This is a genomic window from Acidovorax sp. sif0632 (genome assembly GCF_019218805.1).
In the GTDB taxonomy this organism is placed as follows: Bacteria; Pseudomonadota; Gammaproteobacteria; order Burkholderiales; family Burkholderiaceae_C; genus Acidovorax; species Acidovorax facilis.
In genome coordinates, this window is the sequence record NZ_JAHUWW010000001.1 from 647791 (window position 1) to 666025 (window position 18235).

Consider the following 18235-nt stretch of genomic DNA (forward strand, 5'->3'; position numbering starts at 1 on the left):
CATGGCGGGTTGGTCAGGGCGTAAGGCGATCGGTGGATATGCCCCTGGAAGTTGGGAGGGGAGGGGCTGCGGACGCATTATTGGGCGAGGCCACCGACTGGACCCGGCGCGCGCCCGCCAGTCCAGGTGGATGGCCTGCCTTCCACGTCTGCGCATCTTTATTGGCACAATCGAGGGTTCTGTCAATCCGGGGTTGTATGGCGTCTGAGCGATCATCCATCTCATGATGCAGATGCTTCAAGATGCAAACATACATGTATGTATGTATGCATCTTGAGCTACCATCGCGGCTTCCTGCGGCCCGAGGAATCACTGTGTGGTGACTGATGACCCGGAATCCTGAATCTTTTTTGCATGCCTGACCCCTCCCTCCTTGCCGAACTGCGCAATGTCACGTTCTCCTACGGAGACCGCGACATCCTGCGCGACGTTTCGCTGACCGTGCCGCGTGGCAAGGTCACGGCGCTGATGGGTGCCTCCGGTGGGGGCAAGACCACGGTGCTGCGCCTGATAGGGGGGCAGCAGCGGGCTTCGGGCGGTGAAGTCCTGTTTGATGGGCAGGACGTGGGTCGCCTTGATGCGTCTGGCTTGTACGCCGTCCGTCGCCGGATGGGGATGCTGTTCCAGTTCGGGGCGTTGTTCACCGACCTGAGTGTTTTCGAGAATGTGGCCTTTCCGCTCAGGGAGCACACCGACCTTTCCGAAGCGCTGATCCGTGACGTGGTCCTCATGAAACTGCATGCCGTGGGCCTGCGCGGCGCACGTGATCTCATGCCCAGCGAGATTTCGGGGGGAATGGCCCGGCGGGTGGCCCTGGCCCGTGCCATTGCGCTGGACCCCGAGCTGGTGATGTACGACGAGCCTTTTGCGGGGCTGGACCCCATTTCCCTGGGAACGGCGGCGCAGCTGATCCGCCAGCTCAATGATGCCATGGGCCTCACGAGCATCGTGGTCTCGCACGACCTGGAGGAAACCTTCCGGCTGGCAGACCACGTGATCATCCTCGGGGCTGGCGTGGTGGCTGCTCAGGGCACGCCAGATGAGGTGCGTGCCAGCACGGACCCCCTGGTCCACCAGTTTGTCAATGCCTTGCCCACAGGGCCGGTACCCTTTCATTACCCTGGCCCTGACGAGGTGCACGACTTCGGACCTGTGGGAGGGCGTGCACGGTGAGCTGGTACAACCCCTCCGATGTCGGTTTTGCCGTGCGCCAAAAGCTGGCCGACATTGGCATGGGCGCGCGTCTTTTTGTACGGCTGGTGCGGATGGTGGGTGCCACCTTCATGCGGCCTTCGCTGGTGCGCGACCAGGTGCATTTTCTGGGCAACTACTCGCTGGCCATCATCGCAGTGTCCGGCCTGTTTGTAGGGCTGGTGCTGGGGCTGCAGGGGTATTACACGCTGCAGCGCTACGGTTCAGCAGAAGCGCTGGGTCTTCTGGTCACGCTGTCGCTGGTGCGGGAGCTGGGGCCCGTGGTCACCGCCTTGCTGTTTGCGGGGCGGGCGGGCACGTCGCTGACGGCCGAGATTGGTTTGATGCGTGCTGGCGAGCAGCTCAGCGCGATGGAAATGATGGCGGTGGACCCCGTCCAGCGCATTCTGGCGCCCCGCTTCTGGGCCGGCGTGATCACCATGCCCCTGCTGGCGGCGGTGTTCAGTGCGGTGGGGGTGATTGGTGGCTGGAGCGTGGGCGTGCTCATGATCGGCATCGACCCCGGCGCTTTCTGGAGCCAGACGCAGGGCGGCGTTGACGTGTGGAAAGACGTGGGCAACGGGGTGCTCAAAAGCGTGGTGTTCGGCGTTGCCGTCACCTTTGTGGCGTTGCTGCAGGGCTTTACTGCCAAGCCCACGCCCGAGGGCGTGTCGCGTGCCACTACGCGCACCGTGGTGATGGCGTGCCTGGCCGTGCTGGGGCTCGACTTCGTCCTCACGGCCCTGATGTTCAGTATCTGAGCTGGCGATGCTGGCAGTGAAGAGGAAATAAACAATGCAACGCTCCAAAAACGATCTCTGGGTTGGGCTGTTCGTGATGCTGGGTGCCGTGGCGCTGGTGTTTCTGGCGCTCCAGTCCGCCAATTTGCTGAGCCTGAATTTCCAGTCCGGCTACCGCATCACGGCGCGTTTTGACAACATCGGCGGGCTCAAGCCCCAGGCTGCGGTGCGCGGTGCGGGCGTGGTGGTCGGGCGTGTGGAGTCCATCACGTTCGACGACAAGACCTACCAGGCGCGGGTGACGCTGGCGATGGAAAACCGCTACGCTTTCCCGAAGGACAGCTCCCTCAAGATTCTCACCAGCGGCCTGTTGGGTGAGCAGTACATCGGTATTGAGGCCGGGGCGGACGAGAAGAACCTTGTTGCGGGCGACATGGTCACCGCGACCCAGTCTGCCGTGGTGCTCGAAAACCTCATTGGACAGTTTCTCTACAGCAAAGCCGAAGACGGCGGTAAGCCCGCAGGGGCAGGTGACAAGAAATGAAGAACTTTGAAACAACCACCCTGCCCACCGGCTCCAAGCAGCAGGGCTTGCCACGTGCGCTGGGCGGTTCGGCGCTGCTGTTGGCCGGTGCGCTGCTTTCGGGCTGTGCCACCGTGGCCAATCCCGACCCGCGTGATCCGCTGGAATCCTACAACCGGAGCATGACCAACTTCAACGAGCAAGTTGATGCCATGGTGCTCAAGCCGGTAGCGATTGCCTACCAGGACATCGCGCCCGCCCCCGTGCGCACGGGGGTGAGCAACTTTTTCGCCAACATCGGCGATGTCTGGTCGTTTGTGAACAACGTGCTGCAACTGCGCGCGGAGGCTGCCGCCTCGACGTTCATGCGCGTCAATGTCAACACCTTCATGGGTCTCGGCGGGGTGCTCGATATCGCCAGTGAGCTGGGCATAGACCGCTACAAGCAGGACTTTGGCCTGACGCTGGGCCGATGGGGCGTGGGAACTGGCCCATACCTGGTGCTGCCGGTTCTCGGCCCGTCCACGGTGCGCGACACCTTTGCGCTCCCGGTGGACATGAAGGGCAACGTGGTGAGCTATGTGGACCCGGTCTCGGCCCGGAACACGCTGTATGCACTGCGAGTGGTGGACACGCGCGCCAATCTTTTGCGGGCAAGCTCCGTCCTCGACAGTGCCGCGCTGGACAAGTACAGCTTCACGCGGGACGTTTTCCTGCAGGTGCGCAGCCAGGCTGGCGAGCCCCAGAACAGCAAGGGCTCGGATGGCAAAGACGGCAACGACGGCGTGCTGCCGCAAGAGCCTCCCCGTTGAGGTGATTTCCAGGGGGCTGCCCGCCGATGGCGGCCATAGCGCGGGCGATCGTGTTGCACTTGCTTGCACACCGCAACGCCCGCGACGCATGCGTTGTTTCTGCGGCCACCACAATGCAACACGGGCATGCCGGATGGCGGCTCATGACTGAATGAGAAAGTAGAGGATAGAGGACATGATGAACCGACGTTCCCTGGGCCACCTGGCACTGTGTGCTGCCGCCGTGGCATCTCTGGGCTTGCCGCTGGCCGCTCTGGCGGCAGACGAAGCGCCGGACGCGATGATCAAGCGCCTGTCCACCGACGTGCTCAACACTGTGAAGTCCGACAAGGCGATTCAGGGCGGCGACTTGACCAAGGTGATCGCGCTGGTGGACAAGACCGTGATGCCCAACGTCAACTTTCGCCGCATGACTGCCGCTGCCGTGGGGCCAGGCTGGCGCCAGGCCACGCCCGAGCAGCAAAAACGCCTGCAGGACGAGTTCAAGATCTTGCTGGTGCGCACCTATGCGGGTGCGCTGGCGCAGGTCAACGACCAAAGCATCCAGGTCAAGCCGTTGCGCGCTGCGCCCGAAGACAAGGACGTGCTGGTGCGCACCGAAATCGTGGGCCGTGGCGACCCCATTCAGCTTGACTACCGCCTCGAAAAAACCCCTGGCGACGGCGCAGGCTGGAAGATCTACAACCTGAATGTGCTGGGTGTCTGGCTGGTGGAAACCTACCGGGGCCAGTTTGCCCAGGAGATCAACGCCAAGGGTATTGATGGCCTGATCGAGACCCTGGCTGCGCGCAACAAAGCCAACTCCACCGCCAAGGGCTGAGCCTCCTCCATGCTGGTTCTCCCCCCCGAGCTGACCCACCGCCAGGCCACAGCCTGCCTGCAGATGCTTCTGCAGGGGCTGCGCGTGCACCGTGAAAGTGGTGTGGTGGTGGATGCGAGCGCGATGACGGTGTTTGACAGCTCGGCCCTGGCCGTGCTGCTGGAATGCCGGCGTGAGGCGCTGTCCGTGGGCAAGACCTTTGCCGTGCAGGGGTTGCCCACGGCGCTGCGCGGCATGGCGGGCTTGTACGGCGTTGGCACCTTGCTCACGCCCGTGTCCTGAGGCTGCATACCCTCCGCCATAACGCAGTTCGGGGCAAGGCCGTAAAATCAGGGGCTTCATGCCCGCAGTCTCCTTCCAAGCCATCTCCAAGACCTTTGCCACGCCCAAAGGCCCTTTCCAGGCACTGAACCAGGTCAACCTGGACATTGAGGAGGGCGAGTTCTTCGGACTCCTCGGCCCCAACGGTGCCGGTAAAACCACCCTGATCAGCATCCTCGCGGGCCTGGCGCGCGCCAGCAGCGGCCGTGTGCTGGTGCAGGGCAGCGACGTGCAGGCCGACTTTGCCGAGGCGCGCCGCAAGCTCGGTGTGGTGCCGCAGGAACTGGTGTTCGACCCCTTCTTCAATGTGCGCGAATCGCTGCGCATCCAGTCCGGCTATTTCGGCGTGAAGAACAACGACGCCTGGATCGACGAGCTGCTGGAGAACCTGGGCCTTACCGACAAGGCCAACGCCAACATGCGGCAACTGTCGGGCGGCATGAAGCGCCGCGTGCTCGTGGCGCAGGCGCTGGTGCACAAGCCGCCCATCATCGTGCTCGATGAACCAACGGCTGGCGTGGACGTGGAGCTGCGCCAGACCCTTTGGCACTTTGTCGCGCGCCTGAACAAGGAAGGCCACACGGTGTTGCTGACCACGCATTACCTGGAAGAAGCCGAAGCCCTGTGTGGCCGCATTGCCATGCTCAAGTCCGGCCAGATCGTAGCGCTGAACCGCACCAGCGAACTGCTGCAGGCGGCTTCAGGCAGCATCCTGCAGTTCAAGACCGATGCGGCTTTGCCACCCGCCCTGGCGATGGCGGCGCGTGTCACCGGTCGTATCGTGCAACTGCCCGCGCACGACGCCGCAGAGATCGAAAGCCACCTGGCAGCGCTACGCGTAGCGGGCGTGGAGGTGCATGACATGGAGATCCGCAGGCCGGACCTGGAGGATGTGTTCTTGCAGGTGATGTCCGGTACATCTGCGTCCAACATCCCACTCGAAGGGGCGGCGTCCGCCGCCGCGCCGGGCCGCCCCAAGCAAGGCGCGGCCCCCTTGGGGGGCAGCGAGGACACGGCAGTGCCGAGCGTGGGGGCACAACGATGACCGGCTGGCAGACCCTGTTCTACAAGGAAGTCCTGCGGTTCTGGAAGGTCAGCTTCCAGACCGTTGCCGCGCCGGTGCTCACGGCCGTGTTGTACCTGCTGATCTTCGGCCACGTGCTCGAAGACCACGTCAAGGTCTACGACCGCATCAGCTACACCGCCTTTCTGGTGCCCGGCCTCGTGATGATGAGCGTGTTGCAGAATGCCTTTGCCAACAGCTCGTCGAGCCTGATCCAAAGCAAGATCATGGGCAGCCTGGTGTTTGTGCTGCTCACGCCGCTGTCGCACTGGGCCTGGTTTGTGGCCTATGTGGGCTCGTCCATGGTGCGCGGGCTGGTGGTGGGGCTGGGTGTGTTCATCGTCACGCTGGCTTTTGCGCGGCCAGAGTTTGCGGCGCCGCTGTGGATACTGGTGTTTGCGGTGCTGGGGGCGGGCCTGCTGGCCACGTTGGGGCTGATTGCGGGGCTGTGGGCCGACAAGTTTGATCAGCTCGCCGCGTTCCAGAACTTCGTGGTCGTGCCCATGACGTTCCTCTCGGGTGTGTTCTATTCCATCCAGTCGCTGCCCCCGTTCTGGCAGACCGTGAGCCACCTGAACCCGTTTTTCTACATGATCGATGGTTTTCGCTATGGCTTCTTCGGCCAGAGCGACACCTCGCCCTGGCTCAGCCTCAGCATCGTGGGCATCGCCTGGCTGGCCGTGAGCTTTCTCGCCGTCCACCTGCTGCGCACCGGCTACAAAATTCGCAACTGATTCCGAGCCCAACATGACTGCTGACCAACTCAAAGACATCATCGCCGCCGGCCTGGCCTGCGAACACATCACGCTGGAGGGCGATGGGCGCCACTGGTACGCCACCATCGTCTCGGCCGAGTTCGAGGGCAAGCGCGCCATCCAGCGCCACCAGCGCGTGTACGCCACGCTGGGCGCGAAAATGCATACGGATGAAGTTCACGCGCTGTCGATGAAGACCTTCACCCCCGCCGAGTGGGCGGCGCAAGCGCAGTGACGCTGCCTGCCTGGGTACTCATTTATTGATAGCTGTTAGCGCTTGATAGATAAGCGCTAAGGGCCATTTTCATTCATATTTTGGTTGTTAGATAGAGATGGACAAACTCCTGATTCGCGGCGGACGCACCTTGCAAGGCGAGGTGCTGGTCTCTGGCGCTAAGAACGCCGCCTTGCCGGAGTTGTGTGCCGCGCTGCTCACCGCCGACCCGGTGACCCTGCTCAACGTGCCCCAGCTGCAGGATGTGAGCACCATGCTCAAGCTCATCCGCAATATGGGCGTGACCGCAGAGCGCGCCGACGACGGCACGGTGCGCATCGACGCCAGTGCGCTCAACACGCCCGAGGCGCCGTACGAGTTGGTCAAGACCATGCGCGCCTCGGTGCTGGCGCTGGGCCCGCTGCTGGCCCGCTTTGGCGAGGCCACGGTGTCGCTGCCCGGCGGCTGCGCCATCGGTTCGCGCCCGGTGGACCAGCACATCAAGGGCCTGGCCGCCATGGGCGCCGAGATCGTGGTCGAACACGGCTACATGATCGCCAAGTTGCCTGCGGGTTGGACGCGTTTGAAGGGCGCGCGCATCACCACCGACATGGTCACGGTGACGGGCACCGAGAACTTCCTCATGGCCGCCGCGCTGGCCGAGGGCGAGACGGTGCTGGAAAACGCCGCGCAAGAGCCCGAGATTTCGGACCTGGCCGAGATGCTGATCGCCATGGGCGCGAAGATCGAAGGCCACGGCACCAGCCGCATCCGCATCCAGGGCGTGGACCAACTGCACGGCTGCACCCACCGCGTGGTGGCCGACCGCATCGAGGCCGGCACCTTCCTGTGCGCTGTGGCCGCCACGGGCGGTGATGTGGTGCTGCGCCATGGCCGTGCCGACCACCTCGACGCCGTGATCGAAAAGCTGCGCGAGGCCGGCGCTTCCGTGCAGGCGGTGGACGGCGGCATTCGCGTGCAAAGCGCTGGCGGCGCCACGCTCAAGGCCCAGGGCTTTCGCACCACGGAGTACCCCGGTTTCCCCACCGACATGCAGGCCCAGTTCATGACGCTCAACTGCATTGCGCAGGGCACGGCCACGGTGACCGAGACAATTTTTGAAAACCGCTTCATGCATGTCAATGAGCTGGTGCGGCTGGGTGCCAAGATCCAGACCGATGGCAAGGTGGCGGTCATCGAAGGCGTGCCCCGCCTGTCCGGCGCCACCGTGATGGCCACCGACCTGCGCGCCTCCGCCAGCCTCGTCATTGCCGGCCTGGTGGCCGACGGAGAAACCGTGGTGGACCGCATCTACCATCTGGACCGAGGCTACGACTGCATGGAAGCCAAACTGCGCGGCATTGGCGCCGACATCGAGCGAGTGGCATGAAGAACAACCCCCTGAGCGGCTTCGCCGCTTCCCCCTTCTCTCACGCTGCGCGTGGGAAGGGGGACGACGCCAGTGCGGCGGGGCGGCCCTTGCACGGCGTCCCTGGCATGGGGCGCTCACGGATCACAGTGCAGTAGCAGGCAAGAAACAGTGGAGTAATTAGAAAACATGACGATGATCACCCTGGCGCTTTCGAAGGGCCGCATCTTTGACGAAACCCTGCCGCTGCTGGCCGCCGCAGGCATCGAGGTGCTGGAAGACCCCGAAAAGTCGCGCAAGCTCATCCTGCCCACCAACCAGCCCAACGTGCGCGTGGTGCTGGTGCGTGCCACCGACGTGCCCACCTATGTGGAATACGGCGGTGCCGACATCGGCGTGACCGGCAAGGACACGCTCATTGAACATGGTGGCCAGGGGCTGTACCAGCCGCTGGACCTGCAGATTGCCAAGTGCCGCGTGAGCGTTGCCGTGCGCAATGATTTTGACTACGAGCGCGCTGTCAAGCAGGGCTCGCGCCTGAAGGTCGCCACCAAGTACACGTCGATTGCGCGTGACTTCTTTGCCACCAAGGGCGTGCATGTCGACATGGTCAAGCTTTACGGCAGCATGGAACTGGCGCCGCTCATCGGCCTGGCCGATGCCATCGTCGACCTGGTGTCCACCGGCAACACGCTCAAGGCCAACCATCTGGTGGAGGTGGAGCGCATCATGGACATCAGCTCCTACCTCGTGGTCAACCAGGCCGCGCTCAAGCTCAAGCAGGCACCGCTGCGCCGCATCATTGATGCGTTCGCTTCGGCCATCCCTGCCCCCAAGAACTGAACCCACCGTAGAACGCACTATGACTTTGGTAGCTGCTCCCGCCCGTCTGTCCACCGCTGCGGCCACTTTTGAGGCTGATTTTGCAGCCCGCCTGCATTGGTCTGCCGACACCGACGCGGCCATCGAGCAGCGCGTGGCCGACATCCTGGCCGACGTGCAAAAGCGCGGCGATGCGGCGGTGCTGGAATACACCGCCCGCTTCGACGGCCTCTCGGCACCGAACATGGCCGCGCTGGAGCTGACCCAGGCCGACTTCAAGGCCGCGTTTGACGCCATCCCCCAGGCCCAGCGCGACGCGCTGCAGGCAGCCGCCAAGCGCGTGCGCAGCTACCACGAGGCGCAGAAGAAGGCGTCGGGAGAGAGCTGGAGCTACCGCGACGAGGACGGCACTCTGCTGGGCCAGAAGGTCACGCCGCTGGACCGCGTGGGCATCTACGTGCCCGGCGGCAAGGCCGCCTACCCGTCGAGCCTGCTGATGAACGCCATCCCAGCCCACGTAGCGGGAGTGCAGGAAATCATCATGGTGGTGCCCACGCCCGTACGCGGCAGCGTGGCGACCGGCGGCTCGGGTGAGGGCACCTCGACGAAGGGCGAGCGCAACGAGCTGGTGCTGGCCGCCGCCTACGTGGCCGGTGTGACCCGCGCCTTCACCATCGGCGGCGCCCAGGCCGTGGCCGCGCTGGCCTACGGCACGGCCACCGTGCCCAAGGTGGACAAGATCACCGGCCCCGGCAACGCCTATGTGGCCAGCGCCAAGAAGCGCGTGTTCGGCACCGTGGGCATCGACATGATCGCGGGCCCGAGCGAAATCCTGGTGCTGGCCGATGGCACCACACCGCCCGACTGGGTGGCCATGGACCTCTTCAGCCAGGCGGAACATGACGAGCTGGCCCAGAGCATTCTGCTGTGCCCCGACGCCGCCTACCTCGACGCCGTGCAGCGCGAGATCGACCGCCTGCTGCCCACCATGCCGCGCGCCGAGATCATCGCCAAGAGCCTCACCGGCCGGGGCGCACTGATCCTGACGAAGGACATGGAAGAAGCCTGCGCGATCAGCAACCGCATCGCACCGGAACACCTGGAAGTGAGCAGCACCGACCCACACCGCTGGGAGCCGCTGCTGCGCCACGCGGGCGCGATCTTTCTAGGGGCCTACACCTCCGAAAGCCTGGGCGACTACTGCGCAGGCCCCAACCACGTGCTGCCCACCAGCGGCACGGCACGCTTCTCCTCCCCGCTGGGCGTGTACGACTTCCAGAAGCGCAGCAGCATCATCGAAGTGAGCGAAGCTGGTGCCCAGGTGCTGGGCACCATCGCCGCCGAGCTGGCCTACGGCGAGGGCTTGCAGGCCCACGCGCAGGCGGCCGAGATGCGGCTCAAAGCTGGAGTTAAGCCGCGCTGATCGCCCCCCGGGGCAGGGCACCCTGTGTGGGTGCCGACGCCTTGGGCTGAGATGCGGCGGGTGCAGGTGGACAGGCGGCTCCTGCCACCGCCCGGTGTTGTGCCCAGTTCAGCCGCGCGGGCCGGTGGCCTTCGGCACTGACCCGCAGTCGCACGGGTCCGGTGAAGGACAGGCGCTGGCCGGCCTCCAGAAAGTAATCCTCCAGCAGACCATCACAGGTCACCCAGACGCGGCCTTGTTCGACTTCGAGCAGGGCAATGTCGCCTGCGCGGAAGTCCAGCACCTGGACAGCCTGCAAGGGCGGCAGCGGCTGGCGCTTCCATTGCAGCGTGAGAGGAACCGCAGGCTGGCTGGGCAGCGTGGGCGACGGTGGGGTGGGGGTGTGCAGCGTGTTCATGCCTTCACTGTGCGGCCACCTGCGATGCGCCACCAGCCACAGGCCTGCACAATCTGGGCCAGTACAGAACAGCAAACCAACCCATCTGTACTGGTCGTACTGGGATGCCTCTGTACTGTCTATCGAACAGAGTGCCAGTACAGAATGCAGCATGGCCACCGATGACGCACCCCCGCTGTACCTTCAAATCGCCGAACAGCTTGCGCAGCTGATCCGCAACGGCACCCTGGCGCGCGGCGAAAAGCTGCCCTCGGTGCGTGAGCTGGCGCGCCAGCACGGCGTGGCGCAGACCACGGTGGTGCAGGCCTACCACTGGCTCGAAGATGCGCGCCTGATCACCGCGCGCCCGCGCTCCGGCTTTTTTGTGGCGGCGCGGCCGGTGAGCCTGCCCGAGCCCAGCACACCGCGCCCGATGCGCCGCCCGCGCGAGGTGTCGGTGGACTGGCTGGGCCAGCGTATCCTGGGGCGCAACCAGCCGGTGGACATGATCTCGTACAGCAGCGGCACGCCCGGCCCCGAGCTGTTCAACCCCGACCGCGTGCGCCGCGCCGTGGTGCGCGCCGCGCAGCGCCACCGCAACCTGCTGTGCACTTACCCCGGTTCGTCGGGCCATGAGGACGCGCGCCGCGCCCTGGCGCGCTATGCCGTCAGCCTGGGCTGCAGCCTGGACCCCGAGAACATCGTGATCACCGGCGGCTGCATGGACTCCATTGCGCTGTGCCTGCGCGCGGTGACGCAGCCGGGCGACGTGGTGGCGCTGGAGTCACCCACGCATTTTTCGTTTCTGGAGGTGCTGCAGGGCCTGCACCTCAAGGCGCTGGAGATTCCCACCCACCCGCGCAACGGACTGTCTCTTGATGCGCTGCAGCTCGCGCTGGACACCCAGCCCGTCAAGGCCGTGATGGTGGTGCCCACGCTCAGCAACCCGCTGGGCAGCTGCATGCCCCAGGCCGAGCGCAGGCGCCTGGTGCAGATGGCGGCGCGGCACGACATGGCGGTCATCGAGGACGCGATCTACAACGATCTGGTCGAGGTGGACGAGATGCGCCGCACCGTCAAGTCGTACGACACCACAGGCCATGTGATGTTGTGCGACTCGTTCTCCAAGACGCTGGCGCCGGGCCTGCGCCTGGGCTGGCTGGAGGCCGGCCGCTGGGCCGACAAGCTGCGCGCCATCAAGGACCTACAGGCGGGTGGCCAGTCCGCCGTGCTGGAGCTGGCCCTGGCCGACCTCATCACCCAGACGGGCCACGCCGCCGCCATGCGCCAGCTGCGTGCGGCCGTGGCGGCGCGCATGGATGAGGTGCGCCACGTGATTGCCGCGCACTTCCCGCAGGGTACGCGCGTGAGTGACCCGCCCGGCGGCCTGCTGCTGTGGCTGGAGCTGCCTCGCGCGCTCGATTCCGTGCAACTGCACGAGGCCTGCCTGGCCCGGCAGATCCTGATCGCACCCGGCACGGTGTTCAGCGCCAGCGGGCGGTTCCGCAACTGCCTGCGCATTGGCGTGGGCGGCGACTGGTCGCCTGCCCATCTGGAGGCGCTGCGCACCGTGGGTGACATGGCGTGCCAGATGCTGCAGGGCGGGGCACAGCGCAAGGCGGCTTGATTGTGGTGTTTTAATCAACACGAAGTTCGTGGTACACGAAGTTCGTGTAATATTTAGTCCATGAAAAACATCACCGTGACCATGGACGACACCGTTGCCGAATGGGTCCGCGTGGAAGCCGCCAAGCGCGGCAGCAGCGTCTCGCGCCTGCTCGGTGAATGGCTGGCCGAAAAGATGCGCCAGGAAGACGCTTACGCCCAGGCCATGCGCGAGGCGCTGGGGTTTGAGAGCTGGGGCGCCTCCAGCGGGCCCTATGTGCCGCGCGAAACCTTGTTTCTGCGCTGAACGGGGCAAAACGCATGGCCACCGTCCCCATCTTTGTCGATACCGAAATCCTGCTCGCCAGCGTGGACGACCGCGATACCGGGCGCCAGGCGCGGGCGCGTGAATGGATCAGCTTTTGCTGGCAGACGCGCAGCGGCCGCATCAGCTCGCAGGTGCTCAACGAGCTGTACAACCAGGCCATCCAGCGTTTTGATGGCCCCCACGTGCTGCAGCAGGTGCGCGCCCAGGTGCGCCGCCTGCGCGTGTGGCTGCCGCCGCACCTCGACTCCTACACGGTGGACGGCGCCTGGGACCTGCAGGACCGCTACCGCCTGGGCTACTGGGATGCGCTCATCCTCTCGTCCGCCCATCAGCAGGGCTGCCGCTACCTGCTCACCGAAGCGTTGCCACACGACCAGCCGATGGACGCCGTGCGGCCGATCAACCCTTTTCTTGTCACCCCCAACGAACTGGACACCACCGAATGACTACTCCTGCGTCGTCTCCTCTCCAAGCCCTGGCCCGTATCCGCCCCGACGTGCGCGCCATGCACGCTTACGGCGTGCAGCCCTCCACCGGCATGCTCAAGATGGACGCGATGGAGAACCCGTTCCGCCTGCCCGCGCACCTCCAGGCCGCGCTGGGCCAGCGCCTGGGTGCGGTGGCACTCAACCGGTACCCCGGCGACCGCCTGCTGGACCTGAAGGCGGCGCTCGCGAAATACGCCGGGATGCCCGAGGGCTACGGCGTGGTGCTGGGCAATGGCTCGGACGAACTCATCACCCTGCTGGCCCTGGCCTGCGCACAGCCCGGCACGGGCCAGCGCGCCACCATGCTGGCGCCCATGCCGGGTTTTGTGATGTACCCGCTGTCTGCGCAGCTGCAGGGCCTGGACTTTGTCGGCGTGCCGCTCACGCCCAACTTCGAGCTGGATGAGCCCGCCATGCTGGCCGCCATCGCGCAGCACAACCCCGCCATCATCTACATCGCCTACCCCAACAACCCCACGGCCACGCTGTGGGATGAGGGCGCAGTGCAGCGCATCATCGACGCCGCGGGCGCACAGGGTGGCATCGTGGTCATGGACGAGGCCTACCAGCCCTTTGCCAGCCGCACCTGGATCGACCGCATGCGTGCCGAGCCTGCGCGCAATGCGCACGTGCTGCTCATGCGCACGCTCAGCAAGTTTGGCCTGGCAGGCGTGCGCCTGGGTTACCTCATCGGGCCCTCGGCGTTCGTGAGCGAGATCGACAAGGTGCGCCCGCCCTACAACGTGAGCGTGCTCAACTGCGAAACCGCCCTGTTTGCGCTGGAACATGCCGAGGTTTTCGCCGCCCAGGCCGCCGAGATCCGTGTCGAACGCACCACGCTCATCGCAGCCCTGCGCCAGATGCCGGGAGTCGAAAAGTGCTGGGACAGCGAGGCCAACATGGTGCTGATCCGTGTGGCGGATTCCGCCAAGGCCTACGAGGGTATGAAAAACCGCAAGGTGCTCGTCAAGAACGTTTCTACAATGCACCCATTGCTGGCCAACTGCCTGCGCCTGACGGTAGGCAATGCCGAAGACAACGCGCAGATGCTGGCCGCACTCCAAGCCTCCCTATGACTTCCTCCGCACTCGTACCTTCCGCCCCATCGGCCGACCCGATGGCCGACCGCATCGCCGAGGTCAGCCGCAACACCGCCGAAACGCGCATCAGTGTGCGCATCAACCTCGACGGCACCGGCCAGGCCAAGCTGCACACCGGCATCGGCTTCTTCGACCACATGCTCGACCAGATCGCCCGCCATGGGCTGATCGACCTCGACATCGACTGCGAGGGTGACCTGCACATCGACGGCCACCACACCGTGGAAGACGTGGGCATCACGTTGGGCCAGGCTTTTGCGCGCGCCGTGGGCGACAAGAAAGGCATCCGCCGCTACGGGCATGCCTATGTGCCGCTGGACGAAGCGCTGTCGCGTGTGGTGGTGGATTTCTCGGGCCGCCCCGGGCTGCACATGGATGTGAAGTTCACCTCCGGCAGCATCGGCCAGCTCGACACGCAACTGGTGTTCGAGTTCTTCCAGGGCTTTGTGAACCACGCGGGCGTCACGCTGCACATCGACAACCTCAAGGGCGTCAACGCACACCACCAGTGCGAGACCATCTTCAAGGCGTTCGGGCGCACGCTGCGCGCGGCGCTAGAGCGCGATCCGCGCTCGGCCGGTGTCATCCCCTCCACCAAGGGTTCGTTGTGAAATTTTGGGTTAAATCAGGCGCTATCGCTTGATGGATAAGCGCTAGTAGCTATGAATATGGAAGCAAAAACAGTGGCGGTCGTGGACTACGGCATGGGCAACCTGCGCTCGGTGTCGCAGGCCGTGCAGGCCGCCGCCGAGGGCACGGGCTGGACCGTGGTCGTCACCCAGCGCCCCGAAGACGTGCGCGCCGCCCAGCGCATCGTGCTGCCAGGGCAGGGCGCCATGCCCGACTGCATGCGCGAGCTGCGCGAGTCCGGCCTGCAGGAATCGGTGCTCGAAGCCGCTGCCACCAAGCCAATGTTCGGCGTGTGCGTGGGCATGCAGATGCTGCTGGACCACAGCGCCGAGGGGGATACGCCGGGCCTGGGCCTCATCCCTGGCGACGTGCTCAAGTTCGACCTGGCAGGCCGCACCCAGCCTGACGGCAGCCGCTTCAAGGTGCCCCAGATGGGCTGGAACCAGGTGCGGCAGATGCCCCACGCCCACCACGGCGGTGGCGTGCACCCGGTGTGGGCTGGCGTGCCGGACAGCAGCTACTTTTACTTTGTGCACAGTTTCTACGCCGTGCCGCAAAATCCTGCCCACTGCGCAGGGCAAACGGACTACGGCGGTTTGTTCGCCGCCGCCATTGCACGCGATAATATTTTTGCTACCCAGTTTCACCCGGAGAAGAGCGCGGAGCACGGCCTGGCCCTGTACCGCAATTTTCTGCACTGGAATCCCTGATCCCTTAACCGCCACCCGTTCGGGCCGAGCTGCGTCTCGCCCTTTTTCACCCGAACTTCACCACCATGCTGCTCATCCCCGCCATCGACCTCAAAGACGGCCACTGCGTACGCCTCAAGCAAGGCGATATGGACCAATCCACCACCTTTGGTGAAGACCCCGCCGCCATGGCGCGCAAATGGGTGGATGCCGGCGCACGCCGCCTGCACCTGGTGGACTTGAACGGTGCGTTTGCGGGCGTGCCCAAGAACTACAGCGCCATCAAGTCCATTCTGAAAGAGGTGGGCGACGACATTCCCGTGCAGTTGGGCGGCGGTATCCGCGACCTGGACACCATCGAGAAATACATCGACGGCGGCCTGCGCTACGTGATCATCGGCACGGCTGCGGTCAAGAACCCTGGCTTCCTCAAAGACGCCTGCAGCGCCTTCGGCGGCCACATCATCGTGGGGCTCGACGCCAAGGACGGCAAGGTCGCTACCGACGGCTGGAGCAAGCTCACCGGCCACGAGGTCGTGGACCTGGCCAAGAAGTTCGAGGACTGGGGCGTCGAATCCATCATCTACACCGACATCGGCCGCGACGGCATGCTCTCGGGCATCAACATCGACGCTACGGTGAAGCTGGCCCAGGCTTTGAGCATCCCCGTGATCGCCTCGGGCGGCCTGTCGAACATGACCGATATCGAGCAGCTGTGCGCGGTGGAGAGCGAAGGCGTCGAAGGTGTGATCTGCGGCCGCGCCATCTACAGCGGCGACCTGGACTTTGCTGCGGCGCAAGCGCGTGCCGACGAACTGAACGGCTGAAACCGATCACCCCCTGAGCGGCTTCGCCGCTTCCCCCAGTGGACGACGCCAGTGGCCTGGCGAAGCCAGTTCCACGGCGTCTGCTGGCCTCGGTAGCGCCTAATCAACGAATCGCTCACGGACATGCTCGCAAAACGAATCATTCCCTGTCTTGACGTCACCGGAGGCCGTGTGGTCAAGGGCGTCAATTTCGTCGAGCTGCGCGACGCAGGCGACCCGGTCGAAATTGCCGCGCGCTACAACGCGCAGGGCGCTGACGAGCTCACCTTCCTCGATATCACCGCCACCAGCGATGGCCGTGACCTCATCCTGCACATCATCGAGGCCGTGGCCAGCCAGGTGTTCATTCCACTCACCGTGGGTGGCGGCGTGCGCACTGTGGAAGACGTGCGCAGGCTGCTCAATGCTGGCGCCGACAAGACCAGTTTCAACTCGGCCGCGATTGCCAACCCTGACGTCATCAACGCCGTGTCTGCCAAGTACGGTGCTCAGTGCATCGTGGTGGCCATCGACGCCAAGCGTCGCTCGGCCGAGGATGCGCAGCGCCTGGGTGCCAACGGCCAGCCCGTGGGTGCGGGCTGGGACGTGTACAGCCACGGTGGGCGCAAGAACACCGGCCTGGACGCCATTGCCTGGGCCACCGAGATGGCGCAGCGCGGTGCGGGCGAAATCCTGCTGACCAGCATGGACCGCGACGGCACCAAGGCGGGTTTTGACCTGGAGCTGACCCGCGCAGTGAGCGATGCGGTGAGCGTGCCCGTGATCGCCTCGGGCGGGGTGGGCAACCTCGACCACCTGGCCGACGGCATCCAGACTGGTGGTGCCGACGCGGTGCTGGCCGCCAGCATCTTCCATTACGGCGAATACACCGTGGGCCAGGCCAAGGCCCGCATGGCCGAGCGCGGCATTCCGGTGCGTCTGTGACGACGCCATTCGCGGGCGCGCGTTGGGCGCTGGTGGTGGCCCTGGCGGCCACGGCACTGCCCGCTGCGGCGCAGCAGGTGCCGCCCCCGTCGTATGCGAGTTTTTCTGAGCGCCTGCCCTGTGTGCACCGCATCGGCCGCTGCTTTGACGCGACCATCGGCGGCAAGCCGGTGGAGGTGATTGCCGACAAGGCCGAATTTGAAAAGCTCAAGGCCCTGCTCCAGACGCTGAACAGCAATGTACGTGACGTGCACTGGATCGTGCGCGAACCCGTGTTGGGCACGCTGGCGCTGGACGTGGAAACCCGCGCCAACACGCTGGGTTTGCCGCTGGTGGGCGATGAGAAGGAAGAGCCCGATGTCACCGTCTATGCCCTCGACGGCCAAGATCTGGAGAGCGAATCGGAGCTGGTAGCGCAGCAAAGCGTGCGCGTGAATGGCCAGCCCGTGGTGACGCAGCAGGAAACCCTTACGCAGGATTTTCTGCCCCCGGGGCGCTATGCGTTTGCCATCAAGTACCTGGGCCGCAAGAACTGGGATCGCAAGTGGGTGTTTTTGACCGTGGCGAAGTAAATATTTGACCAAAAGTGGTTCTTGCGCTGAGTGTGAAAGCGCTGATAGCTATTGTTTTTGTAGTCAGATTTACGCGCTGCGCAGTGCTGCAATTGGCTGCAAGCTGCCCGACGATGCATCTGGTTTTTCATTGAACTCTCATTTTGATAGCTGCTAGCGCTTGATGGATAAGCGCTAGAGGCAAAAATGACCTCAAAACCGCTCGCCCGGCAGGCGGGCTGGTCATTCAAATCACCGACAATCCCGCCCATGAACTGGCTCAACGAAGTGAAATGGGACGCGCAGGGCCTGGTGCCCGTGATTGCGCAGGAGCAGGGCACGGGCGACGTGCTGATGTTTGCCTGGATGAACCGCGAGGCCCTTGCCAAGACGGCAGAACTCGGCCGCGCCGTGTACTTCAGCCGCTCGCGCAAGAAGCTGTGGTTCAAGGGCGAAGAGTCCGGCCACGTGCAGACCGTGCACGAGATCCGCCTGGACTGCGACAACGATGTGGTGCTGCTCAAGGTCACCCAGCTCGGCCACGAGCCGGGTATCGCCTGCCACACAGGCCGCCACAGCTGTTTTTTCAGTGTGCTCAAGGACGGAGCCTGGCACGCGGTCGATCCGGTCTTGAAAGACCCTGAATCCATCTACAAGTAATGGC

Annotated in this window: 23 protein-coding genes; 22 read left to right on the forward strand and 1 reads right to left on the reverse strand. The window is 64.8% G+C overall.

Going from position 1 to position 18235, the window contains the following annotated elements:
* Window positions 1–354: 354 nt before the first annotated feature.
* The 12 genes from KW832_RS02855 to hisD all read left to right on the forward strand — a co-directional run bounded on the left by KW832_RS02855 (window position 355) and on the right by hisD (window position 10053).
* Window positions 355–1173, forward strand: a complete 819-nt coding sequence (locus KW832_RS02855) for an ABC transporter ATP-binding protein (protein ID WP_218298722.1) — start codon at window positions 355–357, stop codon at window positions 1171–1173.
* Complete coding sequence (gene mlaE, locus KW832_RS02860; RefSeq protein ID WP_055399256.1) at window positions 1170–1952, forward strand: lipid asymmetry maintenance ABC transporter permease subunit MlaE; 783 nt, start codon at window positions 1170–1172, stop codon at window positions 1950–1952. Before KW832_RS02855 ends, mlaE begins: the two co-directional genes overlap by 4 nt.
* 34 nt (window positions 1953–1986) lie before the next feature.
* The gene (gene mlaD, locus KW832_RS02865; RefSeq protein ID WP_121507448.1) at window positions 1987–2475 is read left to right on the forward strand and encodes an outer membrane lipid asymmetry maintenance protein MlaD; all 489 of its coding nucleotides are present in this window, start codon (window positions 1987–1989) and stop codon (window positions 2473–2475) included.
* Window positions 2472–3266 (forward strand): VacJ family lipoprotein, encoded by a 795-nt coding sequence (locus KW832_RS02870; RefSeq protein WP_055399252.1) that lies wholly within the window; start codon window positions 2472–2474, stop codon window positions 3264–3266. Before mlaD ends, KW832_RS02870 begins: the two co-directional genes overlap by 4 nt.
* A gap of 175 nt (window positions 3267–3441) precedes the next feature.
* Window positions 3442–4086 (forward strand): phospholipid-binding protein MlaC, encoded by a 645-nt coding sequence (locus KW832_RS02875; protein WP_055399250.1) that lies wholly within the window; start codon window positions 3442–3444, stop codon window positions 4084–4086.
* Between the two features lie 9 nt (window positions 4087–4095).
* Window positions 4096–4368 (forward strand): STAS domain-containing protein, encoded by a 273-nt coding sequence (locus KW832_RS02880; protein ID WP_055399248.1) that lies wholly within the window; start codon window positions 4096–4098, stop codon window positions 4366–4368.
* Between the two features lie 58 nt (window positions 4369–4426).
* Window positions 4427–5452 (forward strand): ABC transporter ATP-binding protein, encoded by a 1026-nt coding sequence (locus tag KW832_RS02885; protein WP_218298721.1) that lies wholly within the window; start codon window positions 4427–4429, stop codon window positions 5450–5452.
* Window positions 5449–6204, forward strand: a complete 756-nt coding sequence (locus KW832_RS02890) for an ABC transporter permease (RefSeq protein ID WP_121507446.1) — start codon at window positions 5449–5451, stop codon at window positions 6202–6204. Before KW832_RS02885 ends, KW832_RS02890 begins: the two co-directional genes overlap by 4 nt.
* Before the next feature lie 13 nt (window positions 6205–6217).
* On the forward strand, window positions 6218–6460 hold the full coding sequence (locus tag KW832_RS02895; protein ID WP_010462096.1) for a BolA family protein: 243 nt from the start codon (window positions 6218–6220) through the stop codon (window positions 6458–6460).
* 97 nt (window positions 6461–6557) lie between these two features.
* On the forward strand, window positions 6558–7829 hold the full coding sequence (murA, locus tag KW832_RS02900) for a UDP-N-acetylglucosamine 1-carboxyvinyltransferase (protein WP_218298720.1): 1272 nt from the start codon (window positions 6558–6560) through the stop codon (window positions 7827–7829).
* Between the two features lie 174 nt (window positions 7830–8003).
* The gene (hisG, locus tag KW832_RS02905; protein ID WP_121508815.1) at window positions 8004–8651 is read left to right on the forward strand and encodes an ATP phosphoribosyltransferase; all 648 of its coding nucleotides are present in this window, start codon (window positions 8004–8006) and stop codon (window positions 8649–8651) included.
* 19 nt (window positions 8652–8670) lie between these two features.
* Window positions 8671–10053, forward strand: coding sequence for a histidinol dehydrogenase (gene hisD / locus KW832_RS02910; RefSeq protein WP_218298719.1), 1383 nt, complete (start codon window positions 8671–8673; stop codon window positions 10051–10053).
* Here hisD and KW832_RS02915 read toward each other — a convergent pair.
* Window positions 10040–10450 (reverse strand): DUF2917 domain-containing protein, encoded by a 411-nt coding sequence (locus KW832_RS02915; protein ID WP_055399235.1) that lies wholly within the window; start codon window positions 10448–10450, stop codon window positions 10040–10042. The two genes, hisD and KW832_RS02915, sit on opposite strands and share 14 nt — an antisense overlap.
* Window positions 10451–10601: 151 nt before the next feature.
* On the opposite strand from KW832_RS02915, the gene KW832_RS02920 reads away from it, so the two are divergent.
* From KW832_RS02920 to hisI, 10 genes are all read left to right on the forward strand, one after another.
* Complete coding sequence (locus tag KW832_RS02920) at window positions 10602–12056, forward strand: PLP-dependent aminotransferase family protein (protein WP_108497076.1); 1455 nt, start codon at window positions 10602–10604, stop codon at window positions 12054–12056.
* A 60-nt stretch (window positions 12057–12116) separates the two neighbouring features.
* Window positions 12117–12341, forward strand: a complete 225-nt coding sequence (locus tag KW832_RS02925; protein WP_015012682.1) for a hypothetical protein — start codon at window positions 12117–12119, stop codon at window positions 12339–12341.
* Between the two features lie 14 nt (window positions 12342–12355).
* Entirely contained in the window at window positions 12356–12808 is a 453-nt protein-coding gene (locus KW832_RS02930) for a PIN domain-containing protein (RefSeq protein WP_121507442.1), read from the forward strand.
* On the forward strand, window positions 12805–13926 hold the full coding sequence (gene hisC, locus KW832_RS02935) for a histidinol-phosphate transaminase (protein ID WP_218298718.1): 1122 nt from the start codon (window positions 12805–12807) through the stop codon (window positions 13924–13926). The genes KW832_RS02930 and hisC overlap by 4 nt, the downstream gene beginning before the upstream one ends.
* A complete protein-coding gene (gene hisB, locus KW832_RS02940; RefSeq protein WP_121422434.1) occupies window positions 13923–14561 on the forward strand; it encodes an imidazoleglycerol-phosphate dehydratase HisB in 639 nt (212 codons plus the stop codon). The genes hisC and hisB overlap by 4 nt, the downstream gene beginning before the upstream one ends.
* Window positions 14562–14612: 51 nt before the next feature.
* Window positions 14613–15290: an imidazole glycerol phosphate synthase subunit HisH gene (hisH, locus tag KW832_RS02945; RefSeq protein WP_218298717.1), complete on the forward strand. Its 678-nt coding sequence runs from the start codon at window positions 14613–14615 to the stop codon at window positions 15288–15290.
* A 65-nt stretch (window positions 15291–15355) separates the two neighbouring features.
* Window positions 15356–16096, forward strand: coding sequence for a 1-(5-phosphoribosyl)-5-[(5-phosphoribosylamino)methylideneamino]imidazole-4-carboxamide isomerase (gene hisA, locus KW832_RS02950; RefSeq protein WP_121422435.1), 741 nt, complete (start codon window positions 15356–15358; stop codon window positions 16094–16096).
* Window positions 16097–16219: 123 nt separating this feature from the next.
* Window positions 16220–17020: an imidazole glycerol phosphate synthase subunit HisF gene (gene hisF / locus KW832_RS02955; protein WP_121422436.1), complete on the forward strand. Its 801-nt coding sequence runs from the start codon at window positions 16220–16222 to the stop codon at window positions 17018–17020.
* Entirely contained in the window at window positions 17017–17592 is a 576-nt protein-coding gene (locus tag KW832_RS02960; RefSeq protein WP_055399221.1) for a hypothetical protein, read from the forward strand. Before hisF ends, KW832_RS02960 begins: the two co-directional genes overlap by 4 nt.
* Window positions 17593–17832: 240 nt before the next feature.
* Window positions 17833–18231, forward strand: a complete 399-nt coding sequence (gene hisI / locus KW832_RS02965; protein ID WP_176889144.1) for a phosphoribosyl-AMP cyclohydrolase — start codon at window positions 17833–17835, stop codon at window positions 18229–18231.
* Window positions 18232–18235 lie beyond the last annotated feature (4 nt).

Coding starts and splice junctions, on each gene's coding strand:
- KW832_RS02855 (WP_218298722.1), top strand. CDS start 355: ATGCCTGACCCCTCCCTCCTTGCCGAACTGCGCAATGTCACGTTCTCC.
- mlaD (WP_121507448.1), top strand. CDS start 1,987: ATGCAACGCTCCAAAAACGATCTCTGGGTTGGGCTGTTCGTGATGCTG.
- KW832_RS02870 (WP_055399252.1), top strand. CDS start 2,472: ATGAAGAACTTTGAAACAACCACCCTGCCCACCGGCTCCAAGCAGCAG.
- KW832_RS02875 (WP_055399250.1), top strand. CDS start 3,442: ATGATGAACCGACGTTCCCTGGGCCACCTGGCACTGTGTGCTGCCGCC.
- KW832_RS02880 (WP_055399248.1), top strand. CDS start 4,096: ATGCTGGTTCTCCCCCCCGAGCTGACCCACCGCCAGGCCACAGCCTGC.
- KW832_RS02885 (WP_218298721.1), top strand. CDS start 4,427: ATGCCCGCAGTCTCCTTCCAAGCCATCTCCAAGACCTTTGCCACGCCC.
- KW832_RS02890 (WP_121507446.1), top strand. CDS start 5,449: ATGACCGGCTGGCAGACCCTGTTCTACAAGGAAGTCCTGCGGTTCTGG.
- KW832_RS02895 (WP_010462096.1), top strand. CDS start 6,218: ATGACTGCTGACCAACTCAAAGACATCATCGCCGCCGGCCTGGCCTGC.
- murA (WP_218298720.1), top strand. CDS start 6,558: ATGGACAAACTCCTGATTCGCGGCGGACGCACCTTGCAAGGCGAGGTG.
- hisG (WP_121508815.1), top strand. CDS start 8,004: ATGATCACCCTGGCGCTTTCGAAGGGCCGCATCTTTGACGAAACCCTG.
- hisD (WP_218298719.1), top strand. CDS start 8,671: ATGACTTTGGTAGCTGCTCCCGCCCGTCTGTCCACCGCTGCGGCCACT.
- KW832_RS02915 (WP_055399235.1), bottom strand. CDS start 10,450: ATGAACACGCTGCACACCCCCACCCCACCGTCGCCCACGCTGCCCAGC.
- KW832_RS02920 (WP_108497076.1), top strand. CDS start 10,602: ATGGCCACCGATGACGCACCCCCGCTGTACCTTCAAATCGCCGAACAG.
- KW832_RS02925 (WP_015012682.1), top strand. CDS start 12,117: ATGAAAAACATCACCGTGACCATGGACGACACCGTTGCCGAATGGGTC.
- KW832_RS02930 (WP_121507442.1), top strand. CDS start 12,356: ATGGCCACCGTCCCCATCTTTGTCGATACCGAAATCCTGCTCGCCAGC.
- hisC (WP_218298718.1), top strand. CDS start 12,805: ATGACTACTCCTGCGTCGTCTCCTCTCCAAGCCCTGGCCCGTATCCGC.
- hisB (WP_121422434.1), top strand. CDS start 13,923: ATGACTTCCTCCGCACTCGTACCTTCCGCCCCATCGGCCGACCCGATG.
- hisH (WP_218298717.1), top strand. CDS start 14,613: ATGAATATGGAAGCAAAAACAGTGGCGGTCGTGGACTACGGCATGGGC.
- hisA (WP_121422435.1), top strand. CDS start 15,356: ATGCTGCTCATCCCCGCCATCGACCTCAAAGACGGCCACTGCGTACGC.
- hisF (WP_121422436.1), top strand. CDS start 16,220: ATGCTCGCAAAACGAATCATTCCCTGTCTTGACGTCACCGGAGGCCGT.